We start from the raw sequence: 23,732 nt of genomic DNA, 5'->3' as shown, positions 1-23,732 counted from the left end.
CCTTGATCCCTAGTCATCTTTCCTGTCATAAATGACTAAGGACAAATGACTAATGACCGTTGACAAATGACTAATACTCTAAATTTCATTAGCGTACCTCCAAAAACGAACCAACCACCAAAAGGTTTAATTGTCACTTTGCACGGTTGGGGTGCAAATGCTGAGGATGTGGCATATTTGTTGCCGTTTTTTAATTTGCCGGATTATCAGTTTTTGTTTCCTAACGCACCTTATCCTTATCCTTATTCTTCTATTGGTAGGGCGTGGTATGACCTCAGGATGGAAAATATGTATCAGGGCTTAACAGAAAGTCGGCAAATGCTAACAGATTGGTTGCAATCTTTAGAGAGTAGCACTGGTGTGCCTTTATCGCGAACAATTTTGAGCGGATTTTCTCAAGGCGGGGCTATGACGTTGGATATAGGATTAAAGTTACCCTTGGCTGGTTTAGTTTCTCTAAGTGGTTATTTACATCCTGGTGCAGGAAATGTCGCAACGCAAGATGTCGCATCTCTACCACCCGTTTTAATCATGCATGGTAGACAAGATACAGTTGTGCCATTGCAAGCTGCTCTCTTAGCACGGGAAACTCTTGAATCTTTGGGGGCTGCGGTACAATATTATGAGTTTGACATGGGTCATGAAATCCGACCGGAAACGCTAGAGTTGTTACGGAATTTTGTTGCTGTCAACGCCTAAATACCCAGAAGTTGTCTTCTCTTGAAACAGCGCTTAGTGTGGGTTACAAAATTTTTACAAATATCGGTAGAAATCTTGAAAAATTTCACGAAATCATTGCTCGCAAGTGAGTAATATATATTGGGTGGCTGCGTCAAGCGCAACTCAACCCATGCTGGATGCGAATGCTGGTAAAGGGAGGGGCGAGCACAATGAAAACTCTAAGCATTTCTAAGACAGAAATTGCTGTCATGACTCCACAAGAGGTGGAAATGTTGGCTGTACGTCTGGAGCAGGATAATTACAGTAATGCTTTTGAGGGTTTGAATGATTGGCATTTACTCAGAGCGATCGCGTTTCAGCGTCCGGAGTTAGTTGAACCATATATCCACCTCCTAGATTTAGAACCCTACGATGAGGCGTAGATGGTTCTTCGTAAACGGGTTCTAATTGCAGTAGGCGGCGGTATCGCCGCCTATAAAATCTGTGAGGTCGTTTCCACTTTGTTTAAAATAGGAGTGGAAATAAGAGTTATTCTTACTCGTTCGGCACAACAATTTATTACGCCTTTAACTCTTGCAACACTTTCCCGACATCCAGCTTATACAGATGAAAATTTTTGGCAACCAACTCACTCACGTCCATTACATATTGACTTAGGTGAGTGGGCAGATTTAATTGTTATTGCACCTCTAACAGCAAATACATTAGCAAAGTTAGCTTACGCAATGGCGGACAATTTGCTCACAAATACTGTTTTGGCTTCGACTTGTCCTGTGCTGCTAGCGCCAGCAATGAACACCGATATGTGGGAACAGCAGGCGGTTCAGCGCAATTGGCAGCAGCTATTGACGGATAATAGATTTTATGGTATAAGTACAGCATCGGGGTTATTGGCGTGCGATCGCGTCGGTGCTGGTAGGATGGCAGAACCTCAAGAGATTGTTACTTACGTCCAATCGTTGTTATACACAGCAGGTAAGCGAGATTTGGTAGACAAGCGGGTGTTGATTAGTGCTGGGGGAACGCGAGAGTATCTTGACCCAGTCAGGTTTATCGGCAATCCTTCGACAGGGAAAATGGGGTTAGCTTTAGCACAAGCAGCACTGCACCGAGGCGCAAGCGTGACATTAGTACACGGTCCAGCGAGTTGGGAAGTCCCATTGGGGGTGCAAGCAATTCCCATTGTGAGTGCTCACCAAATGCGAGCGACCATGGTGCAGTATTTACCAAATGCAGATATAATCGTCATGTCGGCAGCAGTAGCGGACGTGAAGCCACGAGAGTACAGTAAACAGAAGTTGGCAAAAAAATCACTACCGCAAGCCTTACCCCTAGAACCTGTACCAGATATCATCGCGGAATTGGCACGTCTCAAACAGCCGCATCAGCGTTTAGTTGGGTTTGCTGCACAGACAGGGGACATCGTTACACCAGCCTTAGAGAAATTGCACAGCAAAAATCTCGATGCTATTGTTGCTAACCCTATAGATGAACTTAATAGCGGTTTTGGCAGTGATAATAATCAAGCTATATTTTTAGATAAGCAAGGACAAAAGATAGAAATTCGCCCTTGTTCTAAATTACAAATGGCTCATCATATTTTTGATTTCTTAGTAAATAAATAAAGTGGGAGGGAATGTGTCCTCTGTTTACCCCTACACCCTAGCTGAGGTCAGTAAGCTTTCCCTATTAAGAGCTTTTGAATGAATCGCAAACCTCTTTAGTTCCTTAGATTATCAATATCGGCGGTTCATATGTTAGTCGCTTCAAGTCAAGTTAAAGCAGGTTGATTGCCAACGTCAAGCATCAAAGAGCAAACGTGCATTAAGCTTATCCTGAAATCCTTCCGCTCTTCAGGAATAAATTACTATGACTTGGTCAAGTAGAAATTAATAGGTTAATACTGACACATAGATACGGAGAAAAATGAGTTGTTAATTAAAATTAAAAAATAAAACTAAATTTAATTTTTCGCTTAAAATCCTACTAATAAGGTTTTATTCTTATCTTGACTTTCATGTCAAAAAAAGTATCAGAAATAATTTCCGTAATGATGGCTAAACTAGTAACTCATCTACTAGGGTCAGTTGACAAACTGTCACTCACTAGATTCCGCGTTTCATTGTAGAAGAGATATTCTTTATCTGTGCAAGGAGTGATACCACTTCACCATATGTTTGCCACAGGTTATATTCGCGATTCGTCTCTCCAAGAGAGTTTTGCGAGTTTCAAATGTTGCACAAATAAGTGAATTGGTATAAAATTATATAGAAGAAGCGCTTGAGTGAGACAAATTCTCAAGCGCTTTTTCATGTACAAATAAAACAGCATGATTCTCTAGGTAAGAATCAATTGCCACCATAGAGAGCAGCCAGAGGTATAGTATAATTACTTACCATCTAGTCATAAATATTTCTGAAGCATATTCTCCAACTGCTCTACTGTTGCCCTGGGAGAGGGACGAGGTAAGGGTCGCTCTTTCCCCTCTTCCTCTGTACCACTACGGCTTGTAATATAGAGTACTGGTACCTCGTATTGATAAGCTTGAAACCAATCTTTACGAGTAGTAATGTCCCGGATTTCTAGCTGTAGAGACGCGAAATTATTTCCTTCCTCTGTTGAAGGCGCTGCACCAAGGGGAACACTCTGGGAACGCTTCTGTACAATCTGTTCTAGCTTTTCCTGCAAGCCCTCACACAAATGGCAACCGGGCTTGCTATATAAGATGATTCGCATATGCTTCAACTCTGTATCTATATACAATGAACAACCCCAGTGTAAAAACCCCTCTCAGTGTTGAGAGGGGTTTTGTAAAGTTATTTTGCTAAAAATTGCAGTTGTTGTCTTAGAAGAAGTTCATGATAGTAATGATGCTAGCACTGGTCAGCATAACCAATGCTCCCATAACTACAGACTGGCTGAATGAATTTGGAGTTTTGAAATCGTTCATTTGTCGCACCCTATTAATTTTAAGGATTCTATTGACGATATCAGTATTGCCATATATATAAATAAAAACATAGTAAAATTTAAACAACTGTAAACTATCTTAGTAAAGGCGAGAGTTTTGGCTCAACTTAAGATAGATGGTTTTGTAACACAGTTTAAAATATAAAGTTTTGTAAATAACTTATTGCTCTTTTAACTTGCCTATTTTCACTTCTGTGGGAAAACCTATTAATTCTTCCCCTACTCCCTCTACACCCCCCCTCTTGGCAATGGTTCCCAAATATGATATGTACATAATTCCGACCGATTTATGTGCCTTTGTGATGTAAAATTAATCATATTCAAGCAAGGAAACCATCGGACTGGAAGATAATGATGACTGGTTCAACAACAATTAGACCCCAAACTGCCGCTTTTGACTTGGAACAACTCAATCAAAAATTTGAGAATGCCCAACCAACAGAGGTACTGGCATGGTCTGTAGAGAATATTCCAACTGGACTAGTGCAAACCAGCGCCTTTAACGTAGATGACTTAATCATCACTGATATTTTCTACCGTGACCTCAAGCACCCAGTTCCTGTGGTATTTCTCGAAACGCTGCACCACTTTCCCCAAACTCTAGAACTGGTTGCTAAAACTAAAGAAGTTTACAATCTGGATTTGAAAGTTTACAAAACTCCAGATGTAGACACTCGCGAAGCCTTTGCCGCAAAATACGGCGAAGCACTTTGGGACAAAGATATTGCCAAATTCCACGAACTCACCAAAATTGAACCATTGCAACGGAGTTTAGCCGAACTCAACACTGTCGCTTGGATCACTGGACGTCGCCGCGACCAAGCCGTCACCCGTGCCAATATGCCCGTATTTGAACTAGATAGCAACAATCGCCTAAAAATCAATCCCCTAGCTAACTGGACACGCCAAAAAAGCTGGGAGTATGTAGCTGAACATGGGGTGATCTACAACCCTCTGCACGACCAAGGTTATCCCAGCATTGGCGATGAACCCATCACAACCCCAGTAGGCGAAGGTGAAGATGAACGCGCTGGACGTTGGCGGGGAACTGGTAAGACTGAGTGTGGAATTCATATTTAGTTATAGAGACGTGGCATACCACGTCTCTACATTAGTCATTAGGATTTAGACTAAGGACAAATGACCAATGACTAATGATTAGTTATGATTAAAATCCTCCACCTTTCTGACATCCATATGGGAAGCGGATTTTCCCACGGACAAATTAATCCTGAAACAGGATTGAATACACGATTGGAGGATTTTGTCAACAGTCTGTCTCGATGTATTGACCGAGCATTGGTAGAACCTGTGGATCTGGTTCTATTTGGCGGTGATGCTTTCCCTGATGCCACACCGCCGCCCTATGTACAAGAAGCTTTTGCTGGTCAGTTTCGCCGCCTTGTAGATGCAAATGTCCCCACAGTGCTATTGGTAGGTAACCACGACCAACATTCCCAAGGGCAGGGTGGAGCCAGTCTATGTATTTACCGTACCTTAGGAGTCCCGGGAGTTTTTGTAGGTGATACCTTAACCACTCATCGCATTCAAACACGCAATGGAAGCGTGCAGGTTCTCACCCTCCCTTGGCTAACCCGTTCCACTTTGATGACTCGCCAGGAAACTGAAGGTTCATCTGTGGGAGAAGTCAACCAATTGCTTATTGAACGTCTGCGGATTGTCTTAGAAGGAGAAATTCGCCGCCTTGACCCTAACTTACCAACTGTTCTTGTGGGTCATTTGATGGTGGACAATGCTTGCTTAGGAGCCGAACGCTTGTTAGCAGTTGGTAAAGGCTTTACGCTTCCCCTATCTTTGCTAGCGCGACAGAGCTTTGACTATGTAGCCTTAGGACATGTTCATCGTCATCAAAACCTGAATAAATCTAATGACCCCCCAGTGGTTTATCCAGGGAGTATTGAGCGGGTGGATTTTAGTGAAGAAAAGGAAGACAAAGGCTATGTGATGATAGAACTGGAAAAAGGTCGCGTTCATTGGGAATTTTGTCCTTTGCCAGTGCGGGCTTTCCATACTATTGAGGTGGATATCTCTAAAGCTGAAGACCCACAAGCGGCGATTATGAAAGCGATAGCCAAGCGCGATATCCAAGATGCTGTCGTACGGCTGATTTACAAACTTCGCTCTGAGCAGTTGGATTTCATTGATAGCACCTCACTGCATAGTGCTTTAAGTCCAGCGCATACCTACACCATTCAACCAGAATTGGTCAGCCAGTTGGCTCGACCCCGCATTCCAGAATTGAATGCGAGTAACAGCATTGACCCACTAGAAGCGTTAAAAACTTACTTAAACAACCGCGAAGACCTCAAGGACATCGCAGCATCTATGCTGGAAGCAGCGCACAATCTGTTAGCAGATAATGCACAAGTATGGCTCGAACCAACAACTCATGAGCAGGAGCCTCAAAATCATCTGTCGGTGGAAGGTAGAGATACTCAGCTACGCCTGCTTTAAAATTTAAAATTAATTGCTCACTAATCTGGCAAAATTGCAATATTCCTTGCTCGGTGGCAAATTTTTATTCCCACAGAGTGATGACAAAAATAGTTGCCATCTGGACCTTGTATGTCCCTCTATCCACAGATTAAACAATTTTTACTTGGTAAAACATTACCAACAAGCGCTCACGCTGAAGAAAGATTGAGTAATGCCGCTGCTTTGGCGGTACTTTCATCGGATGCTCTTTCCTCAGTTGCTTACGCTACAGAAGAGATTTTACTGGTTTTAGTGGCAGCGGGGAGTAGCGCTCTTAGTTTGTCTCTGCCTATTGCTATAGGGATTATCATCCTACTCTTGGTGGTAACGCTTTCGTATCGACAAACTATTCGAGCCTATCCCAACGGTGGTGGAGCTTACACCGTTGCCTACGAAAACCTAGGCGTGTATCCGGGATTGGTCGCTGGTGGTTCCCTGATGATTGACTATATCCTCACTGTTACCGTGAGCATTTCTGCGGGAACAGCCGCCCTCACCTCAGCAATTCCACAACTGCAACCCTTCACAGTCAGCCTTTGCTTGATTTTCATTTTCCTGTTGATGCTGGCAAATCTTAGAGGTGTAAAAGAATCAGGCAACATATTTATGATTCCTACTTATGCCTTTATTGTCAGTATTTTTGTGTTGATTGTCCTTGGGTTATTTAAACAAGCTACTGGGCAAGTTCCGACAGAATCACCCAGCATTCCCGTTCAAGAAGGACTCAGTTTGTTTTTTATTTTGAGGGCTTTTTCTGCTGGCTGTACAGCCCTTACAGGGGTGGAAGCAATATCGAATGGTGTCTTAGCTTTTAAAGCACCAGAGTGGAAAAATGCCCGTGTCACACTGCTCTATATGAGCGCAATTCTGGGGGCAATGTTTCTTGGCATCACCTACGTGTCACGCGTTTATCACATTGTGCCAGAAGAGGGACAAACGATGGTTTCTTTATTGGGGCGTCACATTGTAGGGACTAGTCCATTTTACTACTTTGTCCAAATTGCCACACTGCTGATTTTACTTTTAGCAGCTAATACAAGTTATGCAGATTTTCCCAGGCTTTCTTCCATCTTAGCTAGCGATGGATATTTGCCCCGACAATTAGCACTGTTAGGCGATCGCCTAGTCTACTCCAACGGGATTATTCTCCTCAGCGTCTGTGCAGCTATTTTGGTAATTATCTTCAAAGGAGATGTTAACGCGATTATTCCCCTGTATGCGGTGGGCGTATTTACTTCTTTTACTTTGTCCCAAGCTGGGATGGTACGCCACTGGTTCCAAGAACGTACACCCGGTTGGCGTCCTAGCGCTGTGATGAATGGTTTGGGAGCCATTGCTACAGCGGTCGTTCTAGCTGTCATCATATCAACGAAGTTTTTAGGGGGAGCTTGGTTAGTGGTGGTAGCAATTCCTATAGTTGTCAGCATCTTTTTAGCAATTCACCGCCACTATCAATACTTCGCGGAACGTTTGAGCATTGAGGGATTACCACCTCGCAGTTATATTCCCAGACCTAAACCGGAAGTTGTCACTCACCCTGCGGTAGTTGTGGTAGGACAACTGAATCGCGGAACGGTAGAGGCTTTAGACTACGCACGCACCGTTGCTGATGAAATTGTTGCAGTTCATGTAGATATCGGTTCTACAGAGGTAGAAAAACTGAAGGAACAATGGAGACAATTGGAGGCAGACATTCCTTTACTCATTATCGAATCACCCTATCGCTCTGTAATATCTCCAATTGTCGAATTTGTCAGTCAGCTTGAAGAGCGTTATCGCGATACTTACACAACTGTTGTTATTCCTGCTTTTGTGACTCGTAATTGGTGGGAAAGTCTTTTGCACAACCAAACAACTTTGTTCTTAAAAACAGCTTTAAGAGCTAAGAAAAGTCGAGTAGTGACTACTGTGAGGTATTACCTGTAACAGTGGGTTTTTCTAATTGGATTTGTAATTAAAAAAACAGGGCTTCTTCGCTTATCACTAGAAGAAGCCTTTTTTGCTACTTAAAATTTTGCTTGATTCACTCTATTTTTCAGGCAATACTGTTCATTTAAGGTTATTGGCAGGATTTTCTGGTATGTAGAGACGTTGGATTATAACCTCTTTACATACGTTATGGAGTCGGCAAATTATCTTATTTGAACTGTATTGCATTTTCAGGTGTTTACATAGACTATTCTCAATAGTCCACATCTATTGCATTGAGCAATTACACCATTTTCAGGTGTTTACATAGACCATTCTCAATAGTCCACATCTATTGCATTGAGCAGTTACTGCAAACCTTCTAACATAAAGTAGGAAATCTTCATAGTTCTTAGTATTTAAGTTGGACGTCGTGTATGAAAACCACATATCAAAGTTGGCACAAACAAACTGCTCTAATTACAGGGGCAGCTAGTGGAATTGGTTACGAATTAGCATGCATTTTTGCCTGTGATACTTACAATCTTGTCTTAGTAGATAAAAACGGACAAAAGCTCTCTGAAATAGCGGATAAATTCCAGCAAAAGTTTGGTATTTCTGTGAAAAATATTGTCAAGGATTTATCTATTGCATCTGTTCCAGAAGAAATTTTCACAGAATTGCAACAAGCATCCATTAAGGTTGATGTACTGGTAAATAATGCTGGATTTGGTAACTATGGCTTATTTAATGAAACCGACCTGACTGCTGAACTGAAAATGCTACAGGTCAATTTGGTGTCTCTCACCCATTTAACTAAATTATTCCTCAAGGATATGGTCAACCAAGGCGATGGAAAAATATTAAATGTTGCCTCAACAGCTGCATTTCAACCAGGACCTTTGATGGCGGTTTATTCCGCTACTAAAGCCTATATCTTATTATTTTCAGAAGCGATCGCCAATGAGTTAGCGGATACAGGTGTCACTGTGACTGTTCTTTGTCCAGGACCTACAGAATCTGCTTTTCATGAAACAACTGGGATGGCTGACTCGGAACTGCTTAGGGAAAAGAAGATGATGACAGCAGAAACCGTAGCCAAAATTGGTTATCGCGGCTTAATGGCGAACACAACTGTTGTGATTCCGGGTGTGAAAAATAAGATATTGGCTGAATTAGTCAGATTTGCGCCCAGAAAGCTGGTGACACAAATAGCGAGAAGTACGCATGAGGTAAAAAAATAATGTAATATAATTTACATTTTTCCGACTCAAAACGTCATTTGTCGTGTTAGGCTGAGGTATTCAAATCTATCTTGATTCTATTTCTAAGTTTCAGTTTAAGAAGAAATTCACTTAAAACCGCCTGACTCCCGGAATCTCCAGCACCAAATCCGCCCCATAAACAGAGGCGGGAGTTTGGAATCCTGCCTTAGCCTCGCCTTGGATTATGCGTTTCATTATTGCCACAGCGGCTAAGGCAGTAAAATCGTAGGCTTCCGGACCTTCCAGCTTTGCCGTCACTTTTTGACCGATTTCGTCTTCTACAACGCCAATGGCTCTTGTCTTGCCCCTTGCTCGTTCTGCCGCACTTGGTCCGGGCGGTAAAGTTTGAATTAGACGTGCTAAAGTGCTTTGGAACAATGATGAGCTAAATAACCATCCCAAATACTGATTCATTTGCATAAGTAGGCGCACAGGAGTTGGAAACACGGTGTATACTTCAATATTGGGGATGTCGGTACTGCGGAACGCGGTCAAAATATCGGCTCGCCAAGGGTTGGTGACTGCAACCATCACAGCAGAACCAAAATCAATTTTGCAACTTTTCCACGCTGGTCGAGCGGGGATGAGCTGACCTTCTTTTCTCACTACACCCATCACATGTAAGTTGGGCAGAACCGTATTTGCTGTTCCCTGAGATACACCACCCTGTGTTTCATAAGCTAACATGAGTCGATTGGCTGTCGGTAACTGATGTTTGAGGTAAACCGCTAAACAATCGGTTGGGACAACTCCAAACCCTACGCCAGGCATAAGCATGACTCCTGCATTTTTCGCCTCAGTGTCTCGTGCAGCTAAAGCCTCAAATTCTGGGACTTCTCCAGCTATGTCTAAATAATGGGTTTTGGTTTGCACACAGGCGTCTACAAGTGGCTTTGCGGTTTTTGAAAAGGGTCCGGCGCAATTTAGCACACCTGTGACATCCTCGATACAGCGAGCGATCGCATTTGGATTGTCTAAGCCAACAACTCGAAAGTCCAGACTTAATTTATCAGCGACTGCTGCCAGTGAACTCTGATTTCGTCCAGCTAAAATTAACTCCAGACCATTACTTTTAGCTGATGCAGCAATCAGTTTTCCAGCGTAGCCAGTTGCACCGTACAATAACACTTGTGATGTCATTTTTTTACCAATTTTCCTTGATGATGCTACATATTCGATGGCATTCCACATATGTGGAATGGGCGTCAAGTGTGAGACAGGCTTTACAGCCTGTCTGCTTGAATTTTTAGAGCCAAGACTTTAAAAGCCACTCTCAACTAGCTGTTATGAACAACCTGTTGCCATAAGAGGACTTCAGGAGGTGCAACCAAAAATTCTGCTGCCTTTTCTGATAAGGCTTTGATATACGGCATTTCTAGGTGCTGCTCCAAAATTTCCTTGCTCACCCAGTTTTCGTGCAGCATAAATAGGGATGGATCATCAACGGATTGATGCAAGTCATAATTCATACACCCTTTCTCAGAACGAGTGGTCTCGATTACGGTTTGAAGTTCCTGCTTGAATCTGTCCTCCAGACCCTGCTTAACCTTCATGCGAGCAGTAACGGTCACTTGCTGATTTGACATTTTTTCATCCTTGTTTTTGGTAGTTACTAACTCAAAACCAACTCAAGTATTGATGCTATTAATAATTTCAGAAGGCTTGAGGTAGTTATAAGGTATTGGACGAGATTGGTTTTTAATTTCTATTTGTCGTTCCACTTCATGTAAATTTTGTTGAAACTGCACAAGAATTTCCTGAGCAATTGGGTCGGCAAATTCTTCATCATAGTGACCCAATTTGTCGTAATGGAAGGATGTCAAAATATCCGACCACATCACCTGATCGGCAGCGTGCTTAAAGGGTGGAAGCATCTTCATGATCGTTTGCATATCCACACCCTTTGTTTCTGGAACAGGGTGGTAGGCTGCATACGGCATATTGGGTACAAAAGCCATGTATTCGTACTGGGAAAAATTCAAAGCCGAGTGGAGAGGAGCGCAGGTGAAGACGACTACAGTCACAATGTCAATGAGTTGCTCTATGGTCTCAATTTTCTCTGGCATCCCCTTAACACGACCACCATCTTGGGCAGCCAATTCTCTCGCCCAATTTTGCAATTCATAATCCTCACTCAAGTCTTGGGGAGTTTTGTAATAGAGTTGGATGTATTCAGTGACAAACTTTTTGACCGCATCCCAGACTAACATCCCGTCATCCCGGAAAGGATAGTGCGGCAAAATTTCTGGATCATCCATTTTGCGATTTTTTATTTCCGTCGCGAAGACAGCATTGTCTAAACTCCATTCTTCGTAGGCTTTGCCAACGAAACCAAGAGACTCCTGCAACGTACCTGCCATAAATTCATCAACTGGACCTCCTGGTTGTAAAAAGTGAGTACGCCCCAAATCGTTATCATAGAGCATGAACCGGAAGTGGGGTCTCAGGAGTAAGGAGAGGGGATGGTTTTCTCCGAGTTGTCGAGCCGTGACGACTGCAAACGGACCCATAACTGCATGAGTTCGTGCAAAATGACTGCCCAATTCCTGATGGTTCCCATCAGCCATTTGTACGCAAGTTTTTGCCAAAAACCAATCTAAATGGGGGTCATCTGGTGTGTAAATTAGGCTATCTCCGTCAGTATCATTATGGAGCTGAATGGCAATAGGCATCAGAGAACCACTATTTTTATTGCCATTGCTTTGCCAGTAAAATAGAGCCTGCGGCTTGGGAAGATACTTTTTAATGTTTTGGTAGGTACCGCCTTTAATGTCAAATAGCAAAGGATAATCTAATAAATAGAGTTTGCCTTCTTTGAGTGCCGCCTCCAGATCGTGAGCTGCACCTACGGCTTTTTGAAAGTGGTCGTTTGTGACAGGGAAATTTTCCGGGAGCGCGTCAATCCTGTGCATTGCCATCGGGTTTGCCCCAGAGAGTCTTTGCTCGGCGAAACACGAGTCTGTTTTATAATTTTTTATGACAGAGGGCTTTGGTAATATCGGCAAAAGGTCTTCATATTCTTCTAATTCATCCAGCGGATCGAAGAAATTTCTGGCTTTGGCAGCAAGCATATTAGGTACGAGATTCGCCATACTTGCTAAGCGTTTAGCAGTATATTTCGGCGAGAAGAGTTCTTGATGAGGCACCTTATCAAGTATTGGTATGGGAGCCAGATAATTATGGTCGAATTTATAATCTTCTCGGTTTTGTTCTAGCCAATTTCTCCGAGCTTCGGGATTTGGCTCGTGTTGCGGTAAGTTGGGTTTCATGGTTACCTCTAAGCAAGAACGGTAATTTTTTGACATAGAGCATTATTTCGGTACACCATTCGCTATGAATGTACCGAAGATGTTATTTGGCGTTTTAGTCAACCCACGCCTGGTGCTAGCTTTGAGTGAACATAGGCGCTTCTTTCTTCAAAACACCGGAGATTTCTTGAACCACTTTGTTACTGGTGAAGTAGCTGCCATGAGCTTTACCACCTTGCGCTAAGGAGAAAACCGACTGTGCAGTCAAAAAGTCTAAAAATGCAGGTTCTTGGGTGATGACGTCTTGAATATCTAGGTATTTTGTGTCACCATCCACAAGATTGGTCATCAGTTCTTTCAGTGGGTAAGCGATCGGATCGCCAAGATGAATGTAATTCCTCCAAGGTAGCTTTTTGTGATTTCGCGCTACGTACAGGGACTCCAGTAGTTTCTGTAGTTCGGGTGTAATGTCGTGGGTGCTGGGCGAATCGATGCCATCTTTACCAGGCACTATATTAGTCAGAGTGAAGATGGCAATAGGTGAACCCAGAGTGTGAATACTGGCAATTTTCAACCCCTCTTGTTGATGGGGACCTATGCCATAGATAGCATCGCGAATAGCCATGACATCTTCGTGACCAGGTATTTTTGGATCATCCCAGCGACGGGCAAACAAAATGTCAAATAGGATTACGGTTCCCCAACTGTGTGTCACTAAGTGTAGGCAGTCATCTGGTTGAGCATTCTTTAACCCTTCAAAAGCCTGTGTTTTCAGCCTGTTAATAACCTTGGAGCCTACATGACGGCTAATGTAGAGTGCAGCATCTCCAGCAAACTGGAGAATTTGTTGTTCGCGAAATGTTCTAAACCACATCTGTTCCCAAAAGGATGAAGCTTGGAGTTGTTTGAGGAGATCGTCTTCTGCCGATTTATTGACATCACCCCAGTAAAGAGCTATCTTGTTGAGGTCTCGTTTGTCATTAGAGACACCTTCTTGAAGGCGTTGGAACAGTTGATCGGCGTATTGAGGTTGTTCGCGCACCTCGCGGGTGTTAACGCCGTGTATAAACAGAATATGATCACTAGCCATTGCAGCACCTTTTTATAAGGTTTTTAGATACTCAATCAATGCTTTTTTGTCGTCACCAGACAAATCAGTTCCATAAATATGTCCCTGATTTGAATTAGCAGTAACGGTCGTATCGTATTTAAAACCTACACGTTCAGCTTCCGAGCCATCAGAAACAAAGCCCACTTTTTTCGGATCGTAGACATCGTATCCCCGGTAGAAAACTTTGGGACGATTCTCTGGTTTTTCTAACAAGTCTTCTAGCGATGGCACCGAACCATTATGTAAATATGGCGCTCTTAACCAAAGTCCATCAAGGGATACAGATTGATAGCCATTTGTCTTACGCAGGTTGTCGAAGTCCCAAGAGTAGCCTTCAGCAAAGTTGTTGTAAGTCTCTGCGGCTTGTTGCGTCCACATATCTAAGCGGTGACGGTCAGTTCCCACCTCTTCGGTGGGAATAACTGTTCCTGTCCTTTCGCCACCAAAAGCGTGACAAGATGCACAGGTGTTGGCAAAAATTTGACTTCCTTTTTCTGCCGATTTCTCATCGACAGCAAAGGGATACTTGGGAGGTGGTAGTTCTGTAATATAATTCTCTACCCGCTGCAAATCAGCGACAGGAAGAGACTGTTTAGTCGCACCGTCACCAATTGCGCCAGTGTTAACAGTTTCCGTCAATGAAGTTTCTAACCCATCCCAATGCAGCGCAAAGTTTTTGTGCATTTTTTGATTCCACAATGGCATCATATCGGAGTTGCCAACTGTGTCATCTTTAGGCAACTTTAAGGTGTTGAATTTAACGGGGTTAAATGGATCGATACGACCAGGACCCCAGTTGGGACGAGAATCCATCCAAGCAAAGTCTTCTTTTTGTTGCAGCAGTGCTTTTTTGGTTTGAGGAATGATCAGATAGCGATAAAGCAGGTTCTCCAACCAGGAAAACTCATGGTTATATTTGATTTCGTCAAGGATATAATCTGCTGTAAATCTCGGGTCGCTAGCAGCATTACCTAAAAAGCGAGTATAGCTTTGAGGGTCAAATTTATTGGTAGGACCTGCAGGGATAATTGTGGGTTTATCTTTCTCGCTTTTTCTATAGGTAGCAGTGTGGCAAACAGCACAAGTTATACCGACACGGGGAAAGCCAATTGTTTTTTTGGTAAAGCCAACCGGCATTTCTTTACCCTCCTCCCATGTCATTCCTAGGGAAGTATAGCCACCCGGTCCTGGCAGTTTGTCGGGAAAGATGCGCGGCAATACTAGCCAGATCCAATAAGGTACACCTTGCGCCTGTTCTGTGCCGATAGAACCATATTTAAAGTGTTCTTCACTTGACTCGTAATATGTGGGAACTTCTCGGAAAAGGTTGTACCATCCAACATAGCCAACCACTCCAACGAAAAGCAGAACAATCAGCACAACACTTGTGATAATTCTGCCTAATTTATCTTTGAATATGTTCATGACATTCGCTTGCTCCTTAGCAAGGGTATGAGTTAGGTCAATTGCTTCACGGGTTCCGCATCAATTGAGTTTTGATTTCGCATGGCAAGAGTCAGAAAAATTGCCTCAATTAATCCGAAGAATAAATCTACAAAGGCAATGGAAAGGAATCCCTTATCTTGACCAAATAAAAACACCGCAGCCATGAAAAATGTTGCACCAAAAGTTCGTGAGGGAAATATTGAAATCCAGGCAGTTGCTTGGTATTGATACGGATCAATTGCACCAGGGATGTAAAAAACAGTGATGATAAACAACAGCATCCCAGCAGCCCGAACCCAGATGATGGGGAAAGGGATATGCATATCAAGCAACGAGAGGAATTGCTCTGGAAAGAAGCAAGATGGAATGACAAAAAACATATTAACGATAATGCCAAGCCAAGTCACCCGACTAAACCATCTAGCGTAAGTGTTCATGCTTTTACCTGCGTGACAAATTTCAAAGCTTCTTCATGTATTCAACTAGAGCATCTTTGTCTTCTGAGGAAAATTCAGTTCCGTACAAGTGACCGCTATTACTGTTTCCAGGCAATGTGGTGTCGAACTTAAAGTATTTCTTGCCGTTCTCCTCAGCTACATCAGATACAAAGCCTACTTTTTCCTTGTCGAAAACGTCGTAACCCCCATAAAATTCCTTTGGTCTTTTCTCTGGAACTTCGAGTAAATCTCGTAGAGTTGGAACTGAGCCATTATGTAGATAAGGTGCGCGTAACCAAATGCCATCTAATGGCGCGTTGGCATAGCCATTTGTCTTGCCAAAATGTGAGAAACGCCATGGATAACCTGCATAAAGGGTATTTTGGTTAGACAGCGTTTCATACGTGTATGAGTCGAGGCGATGCGGATCTGTACCAATTTCTTGTATTGGCACGACTTTTCCTGTTTGTGCTCCACCAAAAGCGTGACAGCTAGCACAATTATTTTGAAAAAGCTGCTCTCCCTTCGCGGCTTTAGTCTTGTTAACCTCGTAAGGATAGACTGGTGGTGGTAGTTCCCAAAGCCAATCTGCGACTCGCTGAATTCGCGGCAAATCAATGCTTGTTGGTGTGACGCCAGCACCTAATGCCGCACTTTTATTACGTTCATCAACTGACGTGTTATTGCCATCCCAGTGCAACTGCAATCCCTCACGGGGTTTTTGATTCCAGACTGAGGGAAAATCAGCAGTGCCAATCAGTTCATCCTCCCGCAATTTATCCATCGGGAAATGGAACTGAAGTGCTTTATAAGGATTAAAAGTATCCACTCTTCCAGGACCCCATTCAGGATTATTGTTGAGGAACGAAAGTCGGCTTCCTTGATTAATAAGTGCGTCTCTGGTTTGGGGTATTGCCAAGAAGCGATAAATTAATTTTTGGATCGGGTTAAGACCGCCACTGATTTTTTCAATTTCTGGTAGCATCCGGTTAGCAGTAAAGCGCTCATCCGTAGCTACTGTTGATACGAAATTGATGTATCCCTCTAGGTTCACCACGTTAGCAGGCATTGTTGTGATAACTTGATGTTCGCTGTTTGCTGTCTCTCGCAGTGTGCCTGTGTGACAAACAGCACAATTCAAACCAACGCGGTCAATAAATACTCGGCGCTTGGAAAAACCAATTGGCAAATCTTTCCCCTGCTCTTCAATAAATCCCAGTGAAGAATAACCTTTACCAGGTAATTTATCCGGAAAGACTTCTGGCAGAACTTTCCAGATCCAGTAGGGAACGCCATTTACCGGTTCGCTACCAATTGAACCATACTTAAAGTGGTCTTCAATGTTGGCATAATCAACTGGGGAGTTGGATAAAATAGGCCAAAGGAAAAAGATAGCTACTGCTACAACTCCCACAATCACAACCCAAATACGCTTGAAAACTGCTTTCAGCAGTGTCGGGAGTAGGGTCTGGCTTGTTTGTTCGGTCATGCGGATGTGACTAGTTATGTTGTTGAGATTATTTACAACCGATGTCTGACAAATTCATGTAGAGATGTAAAATCGTACGTCTCTACTATGCGTCTACGCTATCCAAGTGGCATGGAAACGTTAGATGATTCTTGTTGATCGAACTAAGTTGGATGAAACACTGACATGACTTCTTTCATCATCTCTTCGTAGTCGTCATTGAACCGTGACACTTCGTAGCAACCAAACGGATTTTCCATGACATTGAGCAAACACTTGTTGCAATAAGTACAGGGTTTGTCTGGCAAGTCTTTTCCTACAGCAAAATCGTGAACCAAGTTGTTGTTAGCAACCAGAGGACGGGCAATAGTAACCCCATCACAAAATCCTTCGCTAATGGCTTTACGAATGTAGGAAGCTTGTTGAAAACCACCAGTGCATAAAATGGGGATGCTGACGTGCTTTTTGATTTCACCCGCTTCCCGCAAATTGACTCCTTGGTAAGCCTCCAACAACTTCGTCATTTGTTTGTCTTTCACTTCATCTGCGTTAATCGGCTGAGGTGGCAAACTATTTTTCGCCCGGTTCCACAACAAGGCGAAAATTGGTCTTAACAGCCAGTATCGAAACAATAGATAGTTACGGAATGCGTAGATGCCACTAGACAGCATGGCGTCATAGGTCTTCCTGACAATTTCAAATGGAAAATCGCCGATAGGATTGAGTGGGTGAGGAAACAAGCTCCCGGTTGACACATGCACGGCATCAGCTCCAGCCTCTTGTGCCCACTGGCAAATCTGGATAGAGTCTGCGAGGGTATTCCCTGCGTTCTCCCAAAAAGTTACGGCGTTGTTATAGTCGATCGCACTGATTTTGAATTGCAAGTGAAAATCGTTTCCCACTTCGGTGCGGATTGCCCTGATCACATCTAGCAAAAATCGTGCTCGATTCTTTAAAGAGCCACCATACTCGTCTTGGCGGTCATTAATACCTGAGCTAAGAAATTGTGTAAATAAATACCCGTTCGCACTATGTAATTCGATACCATCCAAGCCTGCCTCACGAACACGTCTAGCACCATCAGCAAAAAGTTGAATCGTGTCTTGAATTTCCTCAACCGTCATTGCTTGACATCGAAATCCGTGCAATGGCTCAGTCTTGTTTGTGGAACTTAAAGCTTTCAGGTTCTGGTTTTCCACTCCAGCAATATCCTGCTGTCGCCCGGAATGACTCAGTTGCAGGATAAGTTTACAGTCATATTCGTGAACTTTTTCGCCAACTTGGCGCCAAAAAGGAATACGCTCATCGCAGTCAATGGTGGCGTAATTAGGCATTATTCGCCCCCGAATAGCGACTGGTACAAAGGAAGTAATGATTGCTCCTACACCACCACGAGCAAATTTTTCTTCCCAGTTAATACGTGCTTGCGTACCTGAACCATCATAGTTATCCCAACGTCCGGAGATACTAGAGCGAAAAATCCGGTTTTTTACGGTGAGATTACGAAATTTCAGGGGTTCGAAGATAATATCGTTTTCCATATTCTATTCTCTTTTATTTTCTGGGGTGTGTCATAAGAGCAGCCATCAGAATATCGGTTGTTCTCCGCATCAATCTATCGACCACCTCTGTAAACATTCCTCATACCTATAAACTCAAGCTGCAATACTTTTCGGATGTGCTCTTTAGATTTAATAGTTAGTTGATGAATTTACTAGGCGTGCAATAATAAACCAAGATGTTTCCACTCATTGGTCTTAACCATTTTGAATTGGTAATGGGAGAATTGAAAGAGTTTTAAATTGCTTATTTGAGTTTAGTCAGTAGTTTGGATAAGTTTCACCAAATTGTATGCACTAAATAAATAGATGCCAGGGTTTTGAGCTTATGCAGTTCATCCAAAGCGCTCAGGTCAACTCAACCTAAATCGCATTTTCAGTCTTCTGTTAAATATAGGTGGGGTAACTTTGTATGTCTTTGAATGGAATTGACAGATAACACCCAGCTAGATTATTCCTCAGAGTTTGTGAAATAAACATAGCAATTTTTTCTCTGGATTGCCCCTAAATATTTACAAATTTTGAAATAAAAAATTTGAAATAAAAATCTAAGAAAATTAATCTTAATCTCCCATCTTTTGTAGTAATGTCGTAGATGATGGGTGTGCGTTTTAAATTGCCAAAAATATCATAAGACAATTCTGGAAAGCGGTGAATTGGTGTTGAAGTATTGATGACTCACTGTAAAAGTGAGACGCACATAAAAAGGTTTCGCTATTGCGACCAAAGAATTTTATGAACAAGACACGTCTAATTTGTACGTGCTGTCTGATGCTCCTTGCCGTGATTATGTGCATAGTCGGCGGCTTTTATGGAACACCTACAGCGGTGGCAAGCACGTATAGTGAGTCTATACCTGTTGCCAGCGAATACAATGAAACACCAGGGACTGAGTATACAAATAACTGTGACGGTATTGGATATCTGCCACCCGACCCAAATTTGACGGAGGCAGAGAATCGGGGTCGTTGCACTTGGTACTTATGGACTGGCGGTAACGATAAGTACTATCGAGATGTAGCAAAAAGGACAGAAGGAGAAGTAGATTTACTGAGTTTGCTTGACGGGAAGATTGTAGATCGCGACAAGCGGTTCGAGGAGTTTGGCGCAGTCAACGATCCTGGATGTGAAAAGGCAACAGAACCAGATGAGTACGGTTTGTTGTTGGATAAGTGCAAAGACCCGGAGTCAACTGGCATCATCGGGTTGCGTAAGTTCAAGAACCCGAACTTCGACCCTGTCCAATGGAACCCGGAACAGTATCAACAAGACGCACAAATCGAGCCTCCCTACCGAATTGGCCAGTCCTGTGCTATCTGTCACGTAGCGTTTAACCCCCTCAAACCACCCAAAGATCCGGCACACCCGAAATGGGAAAACCTAGTGCCAGCGCTGGGTAACCAGTACATCAAGGAAAACGCATTATTTGATGCCAGACTCAAGCCAGATGATTTTAGATGGCAAGTGCTGAACACACAGAAGCCGGGTACCTCCGACACTTCTCGCATCGCCACCGATCACATCAACAACCCAAATGTGGTTAACCCCATTTTTAATTTAGGCGATCGCCCCAAATACCCAGAGGTGATGAACGATGGTTCGACCCAGGAGGTTAATCATATCCTCAAGGATGGCGCGGACTCTATAGGTGTGGCAAATGCCTCACTGCGCGTCTACGTCAACATCGGCATGTGCGGCGATTACTGGTTGAGTCTCCACGATGCAGTGTTTGGCAGAAAACCGCAACGACCCTTTGACATCGAAAAGGCTAAAAAGGAGTGCCAAGACTGGAACAACACAGAAGCACGCATGGCAGATATGGAAGCATTCCTGAAAACTATCGAGCCGATGCATTTAGCGAATGCGCCTGGAGGTGAGGTGTTCCTGACCAAGGACGAGGAGGTTCTCAAACGCGGTAAGATTGTTTTTGCCCAGAGTTGTGCAACGTGTCATTCCAGCAAACAGCCTCCTGCGGAAATCGCAGCTGACCCTGAAAAGGCGAAGCAGTGGTACGTGGAATCTGTCCTCAGTAGTGATTTCCTCGATCACAACTTCTTGTCTGATGACAAGCGCTATCCAGTCACACTCATTGGCACCAATGCCAGTCGTGCTTTGGGAACAAATGCAACCAAAGGACATATCTGGGAGGAGTTCTCGTCTAAGACGTACAAGGAACTGCCGTCACCAGGCACACTGACGCTGGAGAATCCCTTGGACAAAAGCAAACCCATCGAATTTGAGGTGCGTTCTGGCGGTGTGGGATATTACCGCACACCTTCGCTGATAAGTGTGTGGGCAACAGCACCGATTCTCCATAACAACTCTTTAGGAAAATACAACGAAGATCCATCAGTTGAAGGGCGTGTAGATGCCTACAACGATGCGATGGAAAAACTGCTGTGGCCTGAAAAACGTGAGGGAATTATCAGCAGGACAACTCAGGAAAGCACGTTGGCGCTTTCTCAGCGGGGAATCATTCAGATTCCCGTTCCTAAAGGAATGCCTGTTAACTTGTTGGCAAACATCAATCCAAGAGAGGCAGTCACAGATCTCAATCTCGTAAACCTGTTTAAGGACTTGAAGCCTGAAGGTGGACTCAAGGGCAAGCTTGGACGGGTGCTTTTAAGAGCAAACAAGTCTCCCGACTTCATTGAGGACAAGGGTCATACTTTTGGCTCAGAACTGCCAGATGAAGATAAGAGAGCGCTGATTGAGTTTGTGAAGACTTTCTAAGACAACTTGTCTTTTTGCAGAGCATCCAAAAACTCGTTCCTAATAGGTTATCAAGTCTAAAGGGATGGGCATAATTCCTTCGTAGTTGCGCCAAGCGCCTGGACAGCGCAACTACAAACCCATCAGTTCAATCTTGCCAGAGTACTAGGGAACGAGAATAACAACTCTTTTGAACTATCGTGAACCCAACTACCAAGCAAGAGTAGTGGAATTGAATGTCCCCGCAATACAAATTTTCTGCAGTTTTTTAAAATCAGAGTGTAATTATACTCTTAAAAGCTGATTTTGTCAAAATAAGGACAAGATGAAATGGAGCTGATAGTACTACAAAACTGGTTGGATAATGGGACTTTTTGCGTCCTATTTATCACTATGCTGCTTTACTGGGTAGGGGCAGTATTTAAGGGCATACCTTATTTATCAACTTTGGGAACAGCAGGGATGGCGATCGCTAACCTGTGTATTGCAACTTTACTAGGGGCGCGATGGCTAGAAGCAGGCTACTTCCCTTTAAGCAATCTTTATGAATCGCTGTTTTTCTTGGCTTGGGGCATCACAACGATCCATCTGATTGCCGAAAACAGGAGTGGTAGCCATCTTGTGGGAGTAGTAACAGCACCTGTGGCAATGGGCATTACTGCATTTGCGGCATTAACTTTGCCCCAATCAATGCAGAGAGCAGAACCCTTAGTGCCAGCCCTCAAATCCAATTGGTTGATGATGCACGTCAGCGTGATGATGCTCAGTTATGCGGCTTTGATAGTGGGTTCGCTGCTGGCGATCGCCTTTTTAATCGTCACTCACGGTGAAAATATACAACTACACGGTAATTCTTTTGGCACTGGTGGCTACCGCTTGCACAAAGCCGGTCAGCCAGTTTCTCAAGCACAAGTAGCTGCTGTGGAAAACACCACCGACACCACACCTAGTTTTGCAAGCGGTAGCAACGGTGATACCGCAGCTGCCACCGCAGTACTCACTGCCCCAATCCCAAAACCCAAAACCCAAAGCCAAAATCCTCAACCCCTGTCGCCACAGCGCCTTACCCTCGCCGAGACTCTCGACAATATCAGCTACCGCGTCATTGGGCTGGGTTTTCCCTTGCTGACGATTGGAATTATTGCTGGTGCAGTATGGGCGAACGAAGCCTGGGGTTCTTACTGGAGCTGGGACCCCAAAGAAACTTGGGCTTTAATCACCTGGCTAGTCTTCGCTGCTTATCTCCATGCCCGCATTACTCGTGGTTGGCAAGGGCGTCGTCCGGCAATTTTAGCTGCTACAGGCTTTGTCGTGGTGTGGATTTGTTATCTAGGAGTGAATATCTTGGGTAAAGGGCTACATTCTTATGGTTGGTTTTTCTGATCTGACAACGCTCGTAAAACTTGCCCATCTACCGAATTTGTTGAGTTTTTTTGCAAAATTCTTGGCTGTTTTTATGTAGTTATTCACTAGTCATGAGTCACAAACCACAAATAACTCATGACTTATCTTAGGAGGAAAGTTATGACCGCAACATACCAGGGTAATCGACAACAAACCGCCCTTATTACTGGTGCATCTGGTGGAATTGGCTACGAATTGGCTAAATTATTTGCCCGTGATGGTTACAATCTGGTTTTAGTCGCTAGAACCGGACAAAAGCTCGCTCAAATTGCAGATGACTTCAAACAAAAATTTCGTATCACAGTCAAGGTGATAGCCAAGGATTTATCTATAGCAACCGCTCCAGATGAAATTTTTCAACAGCTGCAACAAGAAGGCATCAAGGTTGATGTGCTGGTGAACAATGCTGGCTTTGCTACCTATGGATTTTTTCATGAAATTGACCTAAAACCTGAACTGCAAATGATGCAGGTCAATATGGTGTGCCTCACCCATTTAACTAAGTTATTCCTCAAAGACATGGTCAAGCAAGGCTTTGGCAGAATATTAAACATTGCCTCGACTGCTGCATTCCAACCTGGACCTCTGATGGCAGTTTATTACGCCACAAAAGCCTATGTCTTATCATTTTCGGAAGCGATCGCCAATGAATTAGAGGATACAGGTGTCACCGTGACTGCTCTTTGTCCAGGACCAACAGAATCTGGTTTTCAACAAAGAGCCGCGATGGAAGACTCAAAGTTAGTGAGCGGTCAAAAGATTATGGATGCAGAAACCGTAGCCAAGATTGGCTATAGCGGCTTATTGGAGGGCAAAACTGTTGTCATTCCTGGTGTTAAAAATAACATATTAGCCCAATCCGTAAGATTTACACCCAGAAAGCTGGTGACAAAGTTAGTCAGAAATATGCAGGAAAGCAAAGATTAGGTAATAGGATTTACACACAAGGGGTCTCAAAACGCCATTTATGGTGTTAGGCTTGGGTACTAAAATCTACGCATCTAGCACCAAACTGTGTAAATCCTGA

19 protein-coding genes are annotated in these 23,732 nt (G+C 43.5%); 10 read left to right on the top strand and 9 right to left on the bottom strand.

What is annotated here, in order from left to right; all coding sequences use genetic code 11:
• Positions 1-66 precede the first annotated feature (66 nt).
• The 3 genes from MAS10914_RS0123990 (at position 67) to coaBC (ending at position 2,306) form a co-directional block, all read left to right on the top strand.
• Positions 67-699, top strand: a complete 633-nt coding sequence (locus MAS10914_RS0123990) for an alpha/beta hydrolase (protein WP_017318488.1) — start codon at positions 67-69, stop codon at positions 697-699.
• Positions 700-890: 191 nt separating this feature from the next.
• On the top strand, positions 891-1,103 hold the full coding sequence (gene isiD, locus MAS10914_RS0123985; protein ID WP_017318487.1) for a protein IsiD: 213 nt from the start codon (positions 891-893) through the stop codon (positions 1,101-1,103).
• Positions 1,104-2,306, top strand: a complete 1,203-nt coding sequence (coaBC, locus tag MAS10914_RS0123980) for a bifunctional phosphopantothenoylcysteine decarboxylase/phosphopantothenate--cysteine ligase CoaBC (RefSeq protein WP_017318486.1) — start codon at positions 1,104-1,106, stop codon at positions 2,304-2,306.
• Between the two features lie 778 nt (positions 2,307-3,084).
• Here coaBC and MAS10914_RS0123975 read toward each other — a convergent pair.
• A complete protein-coding gene (locus tag MAS10914_RS0123975) occupies positions 3,085-3,417 on the bottom strand; it encodes a glutaredoxin family protein (RefSeq protein WP_017318485.1) in 333 nt (110 codons plus the stop codon).
• A 588-nt stretch (positions 3,418-4,005) separates the two neighbouring features.
• Between MAS10914_RS0123975 and cysH the strand changes: the two genes are divergently transcribed.
• From cysH to MAS10914_RS0123955, 4 genes are all read left to right on the top strand, one after another.
• Positions 4,006-4,731, top strand: a complete 726-nt coding sequence (cysH, locus tag MAS10914_RS0123970; protein ID WP_017318484.1) for a phosphoadenosine phosphosulfate reductase — start codon at positions 4,006-4,008, stop codon at positions 4,729-4,731.
• A gap of 84 nt (positions 4,732-4,815) precedes the next feature.
• Entirely contained in the window at positions 4,816-6,126 is a 1,311-nt protein-coding gene (gene sbcD / locus MAS10914_RS0123965) for an exonuclease subunit SbcD (protein ID WP_071599852.1), read from the top strand.
• 111 nt (positions 6,127-6,237) lie between these two features.
• The gene (locus MAS10914_RS0123960) at positions 6,238-8,073 is read left to right on the top strand and encodes an APC family permease (protein ID WP_017318482.1); all 1,836 of its coding nucleotides are present in this window, start codon (positions 6,238-6,240) and stop codon (positions 8,071-8,073) included.
• A 419-nt stretch (positions 8,074-8,492) separates the two neighbouring features.
• Positions 8,493-9,299, top strand: a complete 807-nt coding sequence (locus MAS10914_RS0123955; protein ID WP_017318481.1) for an SDR family NAD(P)-dependent oxidoreductase — start codon at positions 8,493-8,495, stop codon at positions 9,297-9,299.
• A 111-nt stretch (positions 9,300-9,410) separates the two neighbouring features.
• Here MAS10914_RS0123955 and MAS10914_RS0123950 read toward each other — a convergent pair whose 3' ends face one another.
• The 8 genes from MAS10914_RS0123950 to MAS10914_RS0123915 form a co-directional block, all read right to left on the bottom strand.
• A complete protein-coding gene (locus MAS10914_RS0123950; protein ID WP_017318480.1) occupies positions 9,411-10,460 on the bottom strand; it encodes a saccharopine dehydrogenase family protein in 1,050 nt (349 codons plus the stop codon).
• 137 nt (positions 10,461-10,597) lie between these two features.
• Complete coding sequence (locus MAS10914_RS0123945) at positions 10,598-10,906, bottom strand: putative quinol monooxygenase (RefSeq protein WP_017318479.1); 309 nt, start codon at positions 10,904-10,906, stop codon at positions 10,598-10,600.
• 42 nt (positions 10,907-10,948) lie between these two features.
• Positions 10,949-12,589, bottom strand: coding sequence for a lipoxygenase family protein (locus MAS10914_RS0123940; RefSeq protein ID WP_017318478.1), 1,641 nt, complete (start codon positions 12,587-12,589; stop codon positions 10,949-10,951).
• A 115-nt stretch (positions 12,590-12,704) separates the two neighbouring features.
• Positions 12,705-13,658 (bottom strand): hypothetical protein, encoded by a 954-nt coding sequence (locus tag MAS10914_RS0123935; protein ID WP_017318477.1) that lies wholly within the window; start codon positions 13,656-13,658, stop codon positions 12,705-12,707.
• Positions 13,659-13,670: 12 nt separating this feature from the next.
• Entirely contained in the window at positions 13,671-15,104 is a 1,434-nt protein-coding gene (locus MAS10914_RS0123930; RefSeq protein WP_017318476.1) for a c-type cytochrome, read from the bottom strand.
• Between the two features lie 32 nt (positions 15,105-15,136).
• Positions 15,137-15,562: a hypothetical protein gene (locus tag MAS10914_RS30960; RefSeq protein WP_017318475.1), complete on the bottom strand. Its 426-nt coding sequence runs from the start codon at positions 15,560-15,562 to the stop codon at positions 15,137-15,139.
• Between the two features lie 22 nt (positions 15,563-15,584).
• On the bottom strand, positions 15,585-17,051 hold the full coding sequence (locus tag MAS10914_RS0123920; RefSeq protein WP_017318474.1) for a c-type cytochrome: 1,467 nt from the start codon (positions 17,049-17,051) through the stop codon (positions 15,585-15,587).
• Between the two features lie 143 nt (positions 17,052-17,194).
• Entirely contained in the window at positions 17,195-18,571 is a 1,377-nt protein-coding gene (locus MAS10914_RS0123915) for an NADH:flavin oxidoreductase (RefSeq protein ID WP_017318473.1), read from the bottom strand.
• Between the two features lie 753 nt (positions 18,572-19,324).
• Here MAS10914_RS0123915 and MAS10914_RS0123910 point away from each other — a divergent pair.
• The 3 genes from MAS10914_RS0123910 to MAS10914_RS0123900 all read left to right on the top strand — a co-directional run bounded on the left by MAS10914_RS0123910 (position 19,325) and on the right by MAS10914_RS0123900 (position 23,632).
• Entirely contained in the window at positions 19,325-21,322 is a 1,998-nt protein-coding gene (locus MAS10914_RS0123910; RefSeq protein ID WP_026082774.1) for a hypothetical protein, read from the top strand.
• Positions 21,323-21,631: 309 nt separating this feature from the next.
• Positions 21,632-22,684 carry a c-type cytochrome biogenesis protein CcsB gene (gene ccsB / locus MAS10914_RS0123905; RefSeq protein WP_017318471.1) on the top strand — a complete coding sequence of 351 codons (1,053 nt, stop codon included), beginning with the start codon at positions 21,632-21,634 and terminating at the stop codon, positions 22,682-22,684.
• 141 nt (positions 22,685-22,825) lie between these two features.
• A complete protein-coding gene (locus MAS10914_RS0123900) occupies positions 22,826-23,632 on the top strand; it encodes an SDR family NAD(P)-dependent oxidoreductase (protein ID WP_017318470.1) in 807 nt (268 codons plus the stop codon).
• Positions 23,633-23,732: the final 100 nt, after the last annotated feature.

It is taken from the genome of Mastigocladopsis repens PCC 10914, assembly GCF_000315565.1.
Classification (GTDB): Bacteria; Cyanobacteriota; Cyanobacteriia; order Cyanobacteriales; family Nostocaceae; genus Mastigocladopsis; species Mastigocladopsis repens.
The sequence above is the reverse complement of the archived record's forward strand: the minus strand, read 5'-3'. Positions and strand labels throughout refer to the sequence as shown.

Bases quoted from the DNA above. Each gene is read 5' to 3' on its own strand.
- MAS10914_RS0123910 (WP_026082774.1), top strand. From the start codon at position 19,325: ATGAACAAGACACGTCTAATTTGTACGTGCTGTCTGATGCTCCTTGCC.
- MAS10914_RS0123935 (WP_017318477.1), bottom strand. From the start codon at position 13,658: ATGGCTAGTGATCATATTCTGTTTATACACGGCGTTAACACCCGCGAG.
- MAS10914_RS0123960 (WP_017318482.1), top strand. From the start codon at position 6,238: ATGTCCCTCTATCCACAGATTAAACAATTTTTACTTGGTAAAACATTA.
- MAS10914_RS0123900 (WP_017318470.1), top strand. From the start codon at position 22,826: ATGACCGCAACATACCAGGGTAATCGACAACAAACCGCCCTTATTACT.
- MAS10914_RS30960 (WP_017318475.1), bottom strand. From the start codon at position 15,562: ATGAACACTTACGCTAGATGGTTTAGTCGGGTGACTTGGCTTGGCATT.
- MAS10914_RS0123950 (WP_017318480.1), bottom strand. From the start codon at position 10,460: ATGACATCACAAGTGTTATTGTACGGTGCAACTGGCTACGCTGGAAAA.
- sbcD (WP_071599852.1), top strand. From the start codon at position 4,816: ATGATTAAAATCCTCCACCTTTCTGACATCCATATGGGAAGCGGATTT.
- MAS10914_RS0123915 (WP_017318473.1), bottom strand. From the start codon at position 18,571: ATGGAAAACGATATTATCTTCGAACCCCTGAAATTTCGTAATCTCACC.
- MAS10914_RS0123930 (WP_017318476.1), bottom strand. From the start codon at position 15,104: ATGAACATATTCAAAGATAAATTAGGCAGAATTATCACAAGTGTTGTG.
- coaBC (WP_017318486.1), top strand. From the start codon at position 1,104: ATGGTTCTTCGTAAACGGGTTCTAATTGCAGTAGGCGGCGGTATCGCC.
- isiD (WP_017318487.1), top strand. From the start codon at position 891: ATGAAAACTCTAAGCATTTCTAAGACAGAAATTGCTGTCATGACTCCA.
- MAS10914_RS0123990 (WP_017318488.1), top strand. From the start codon at position 67: ATGACTAATACTCTAAATTTCATTAGCGTACCTCCAAAAACGAACCAA.
- MAS10914_RS0123975 (WP_017318485.1), bottom strand. From the start codon at position 3,417: ATGCGAATCATCTTATATAGCAAGCCCGGTTGCCATTTGTGTGAGGGC.
- ccsB (WP_017318471.1), top strand. From the start codon at position 21,632: ATGGAGCTGATAGTACTACAAAACTGGTTGGATAATGGGACTTTTTGC.
- MAS10914_RS0123940 (WP_017318478.1), bottom strand. From the start codon at position 12,589: ATGAAACCCAACTTACCGCAACACGAGCCAAATCCCGAAGCTCGGAGA.
- cysH (WP_017318484.1), top strand. From the start codon at position 4,006: ATGACTGGTTCAACAACAATTAGACCCCAAACTGCCGCTTTTGACTTG.
- MAS10914_RS0123955 (WP_017318481.1), top strand. From the start codon at position 8,493: ATGAAAACCACATATCAAAGTTGGCACAAACAAACTGCTCTAATTACA.
- MAS10914_RS0123945 (WP_017318479.1), bottom strand. From the start codon at position 10,906: ATGTCAAATCAGCAAGTGACCGTTACTGCTCGCATGAAGGTTAAGCAG.
- MAS10914_RS0123920 (WP_017318474.1), bottom strand. From the start codon at position 17,051: ATGACCGAACAAACAAGCCAGACCCTACTCCCGACACTGCTGAAAGCA.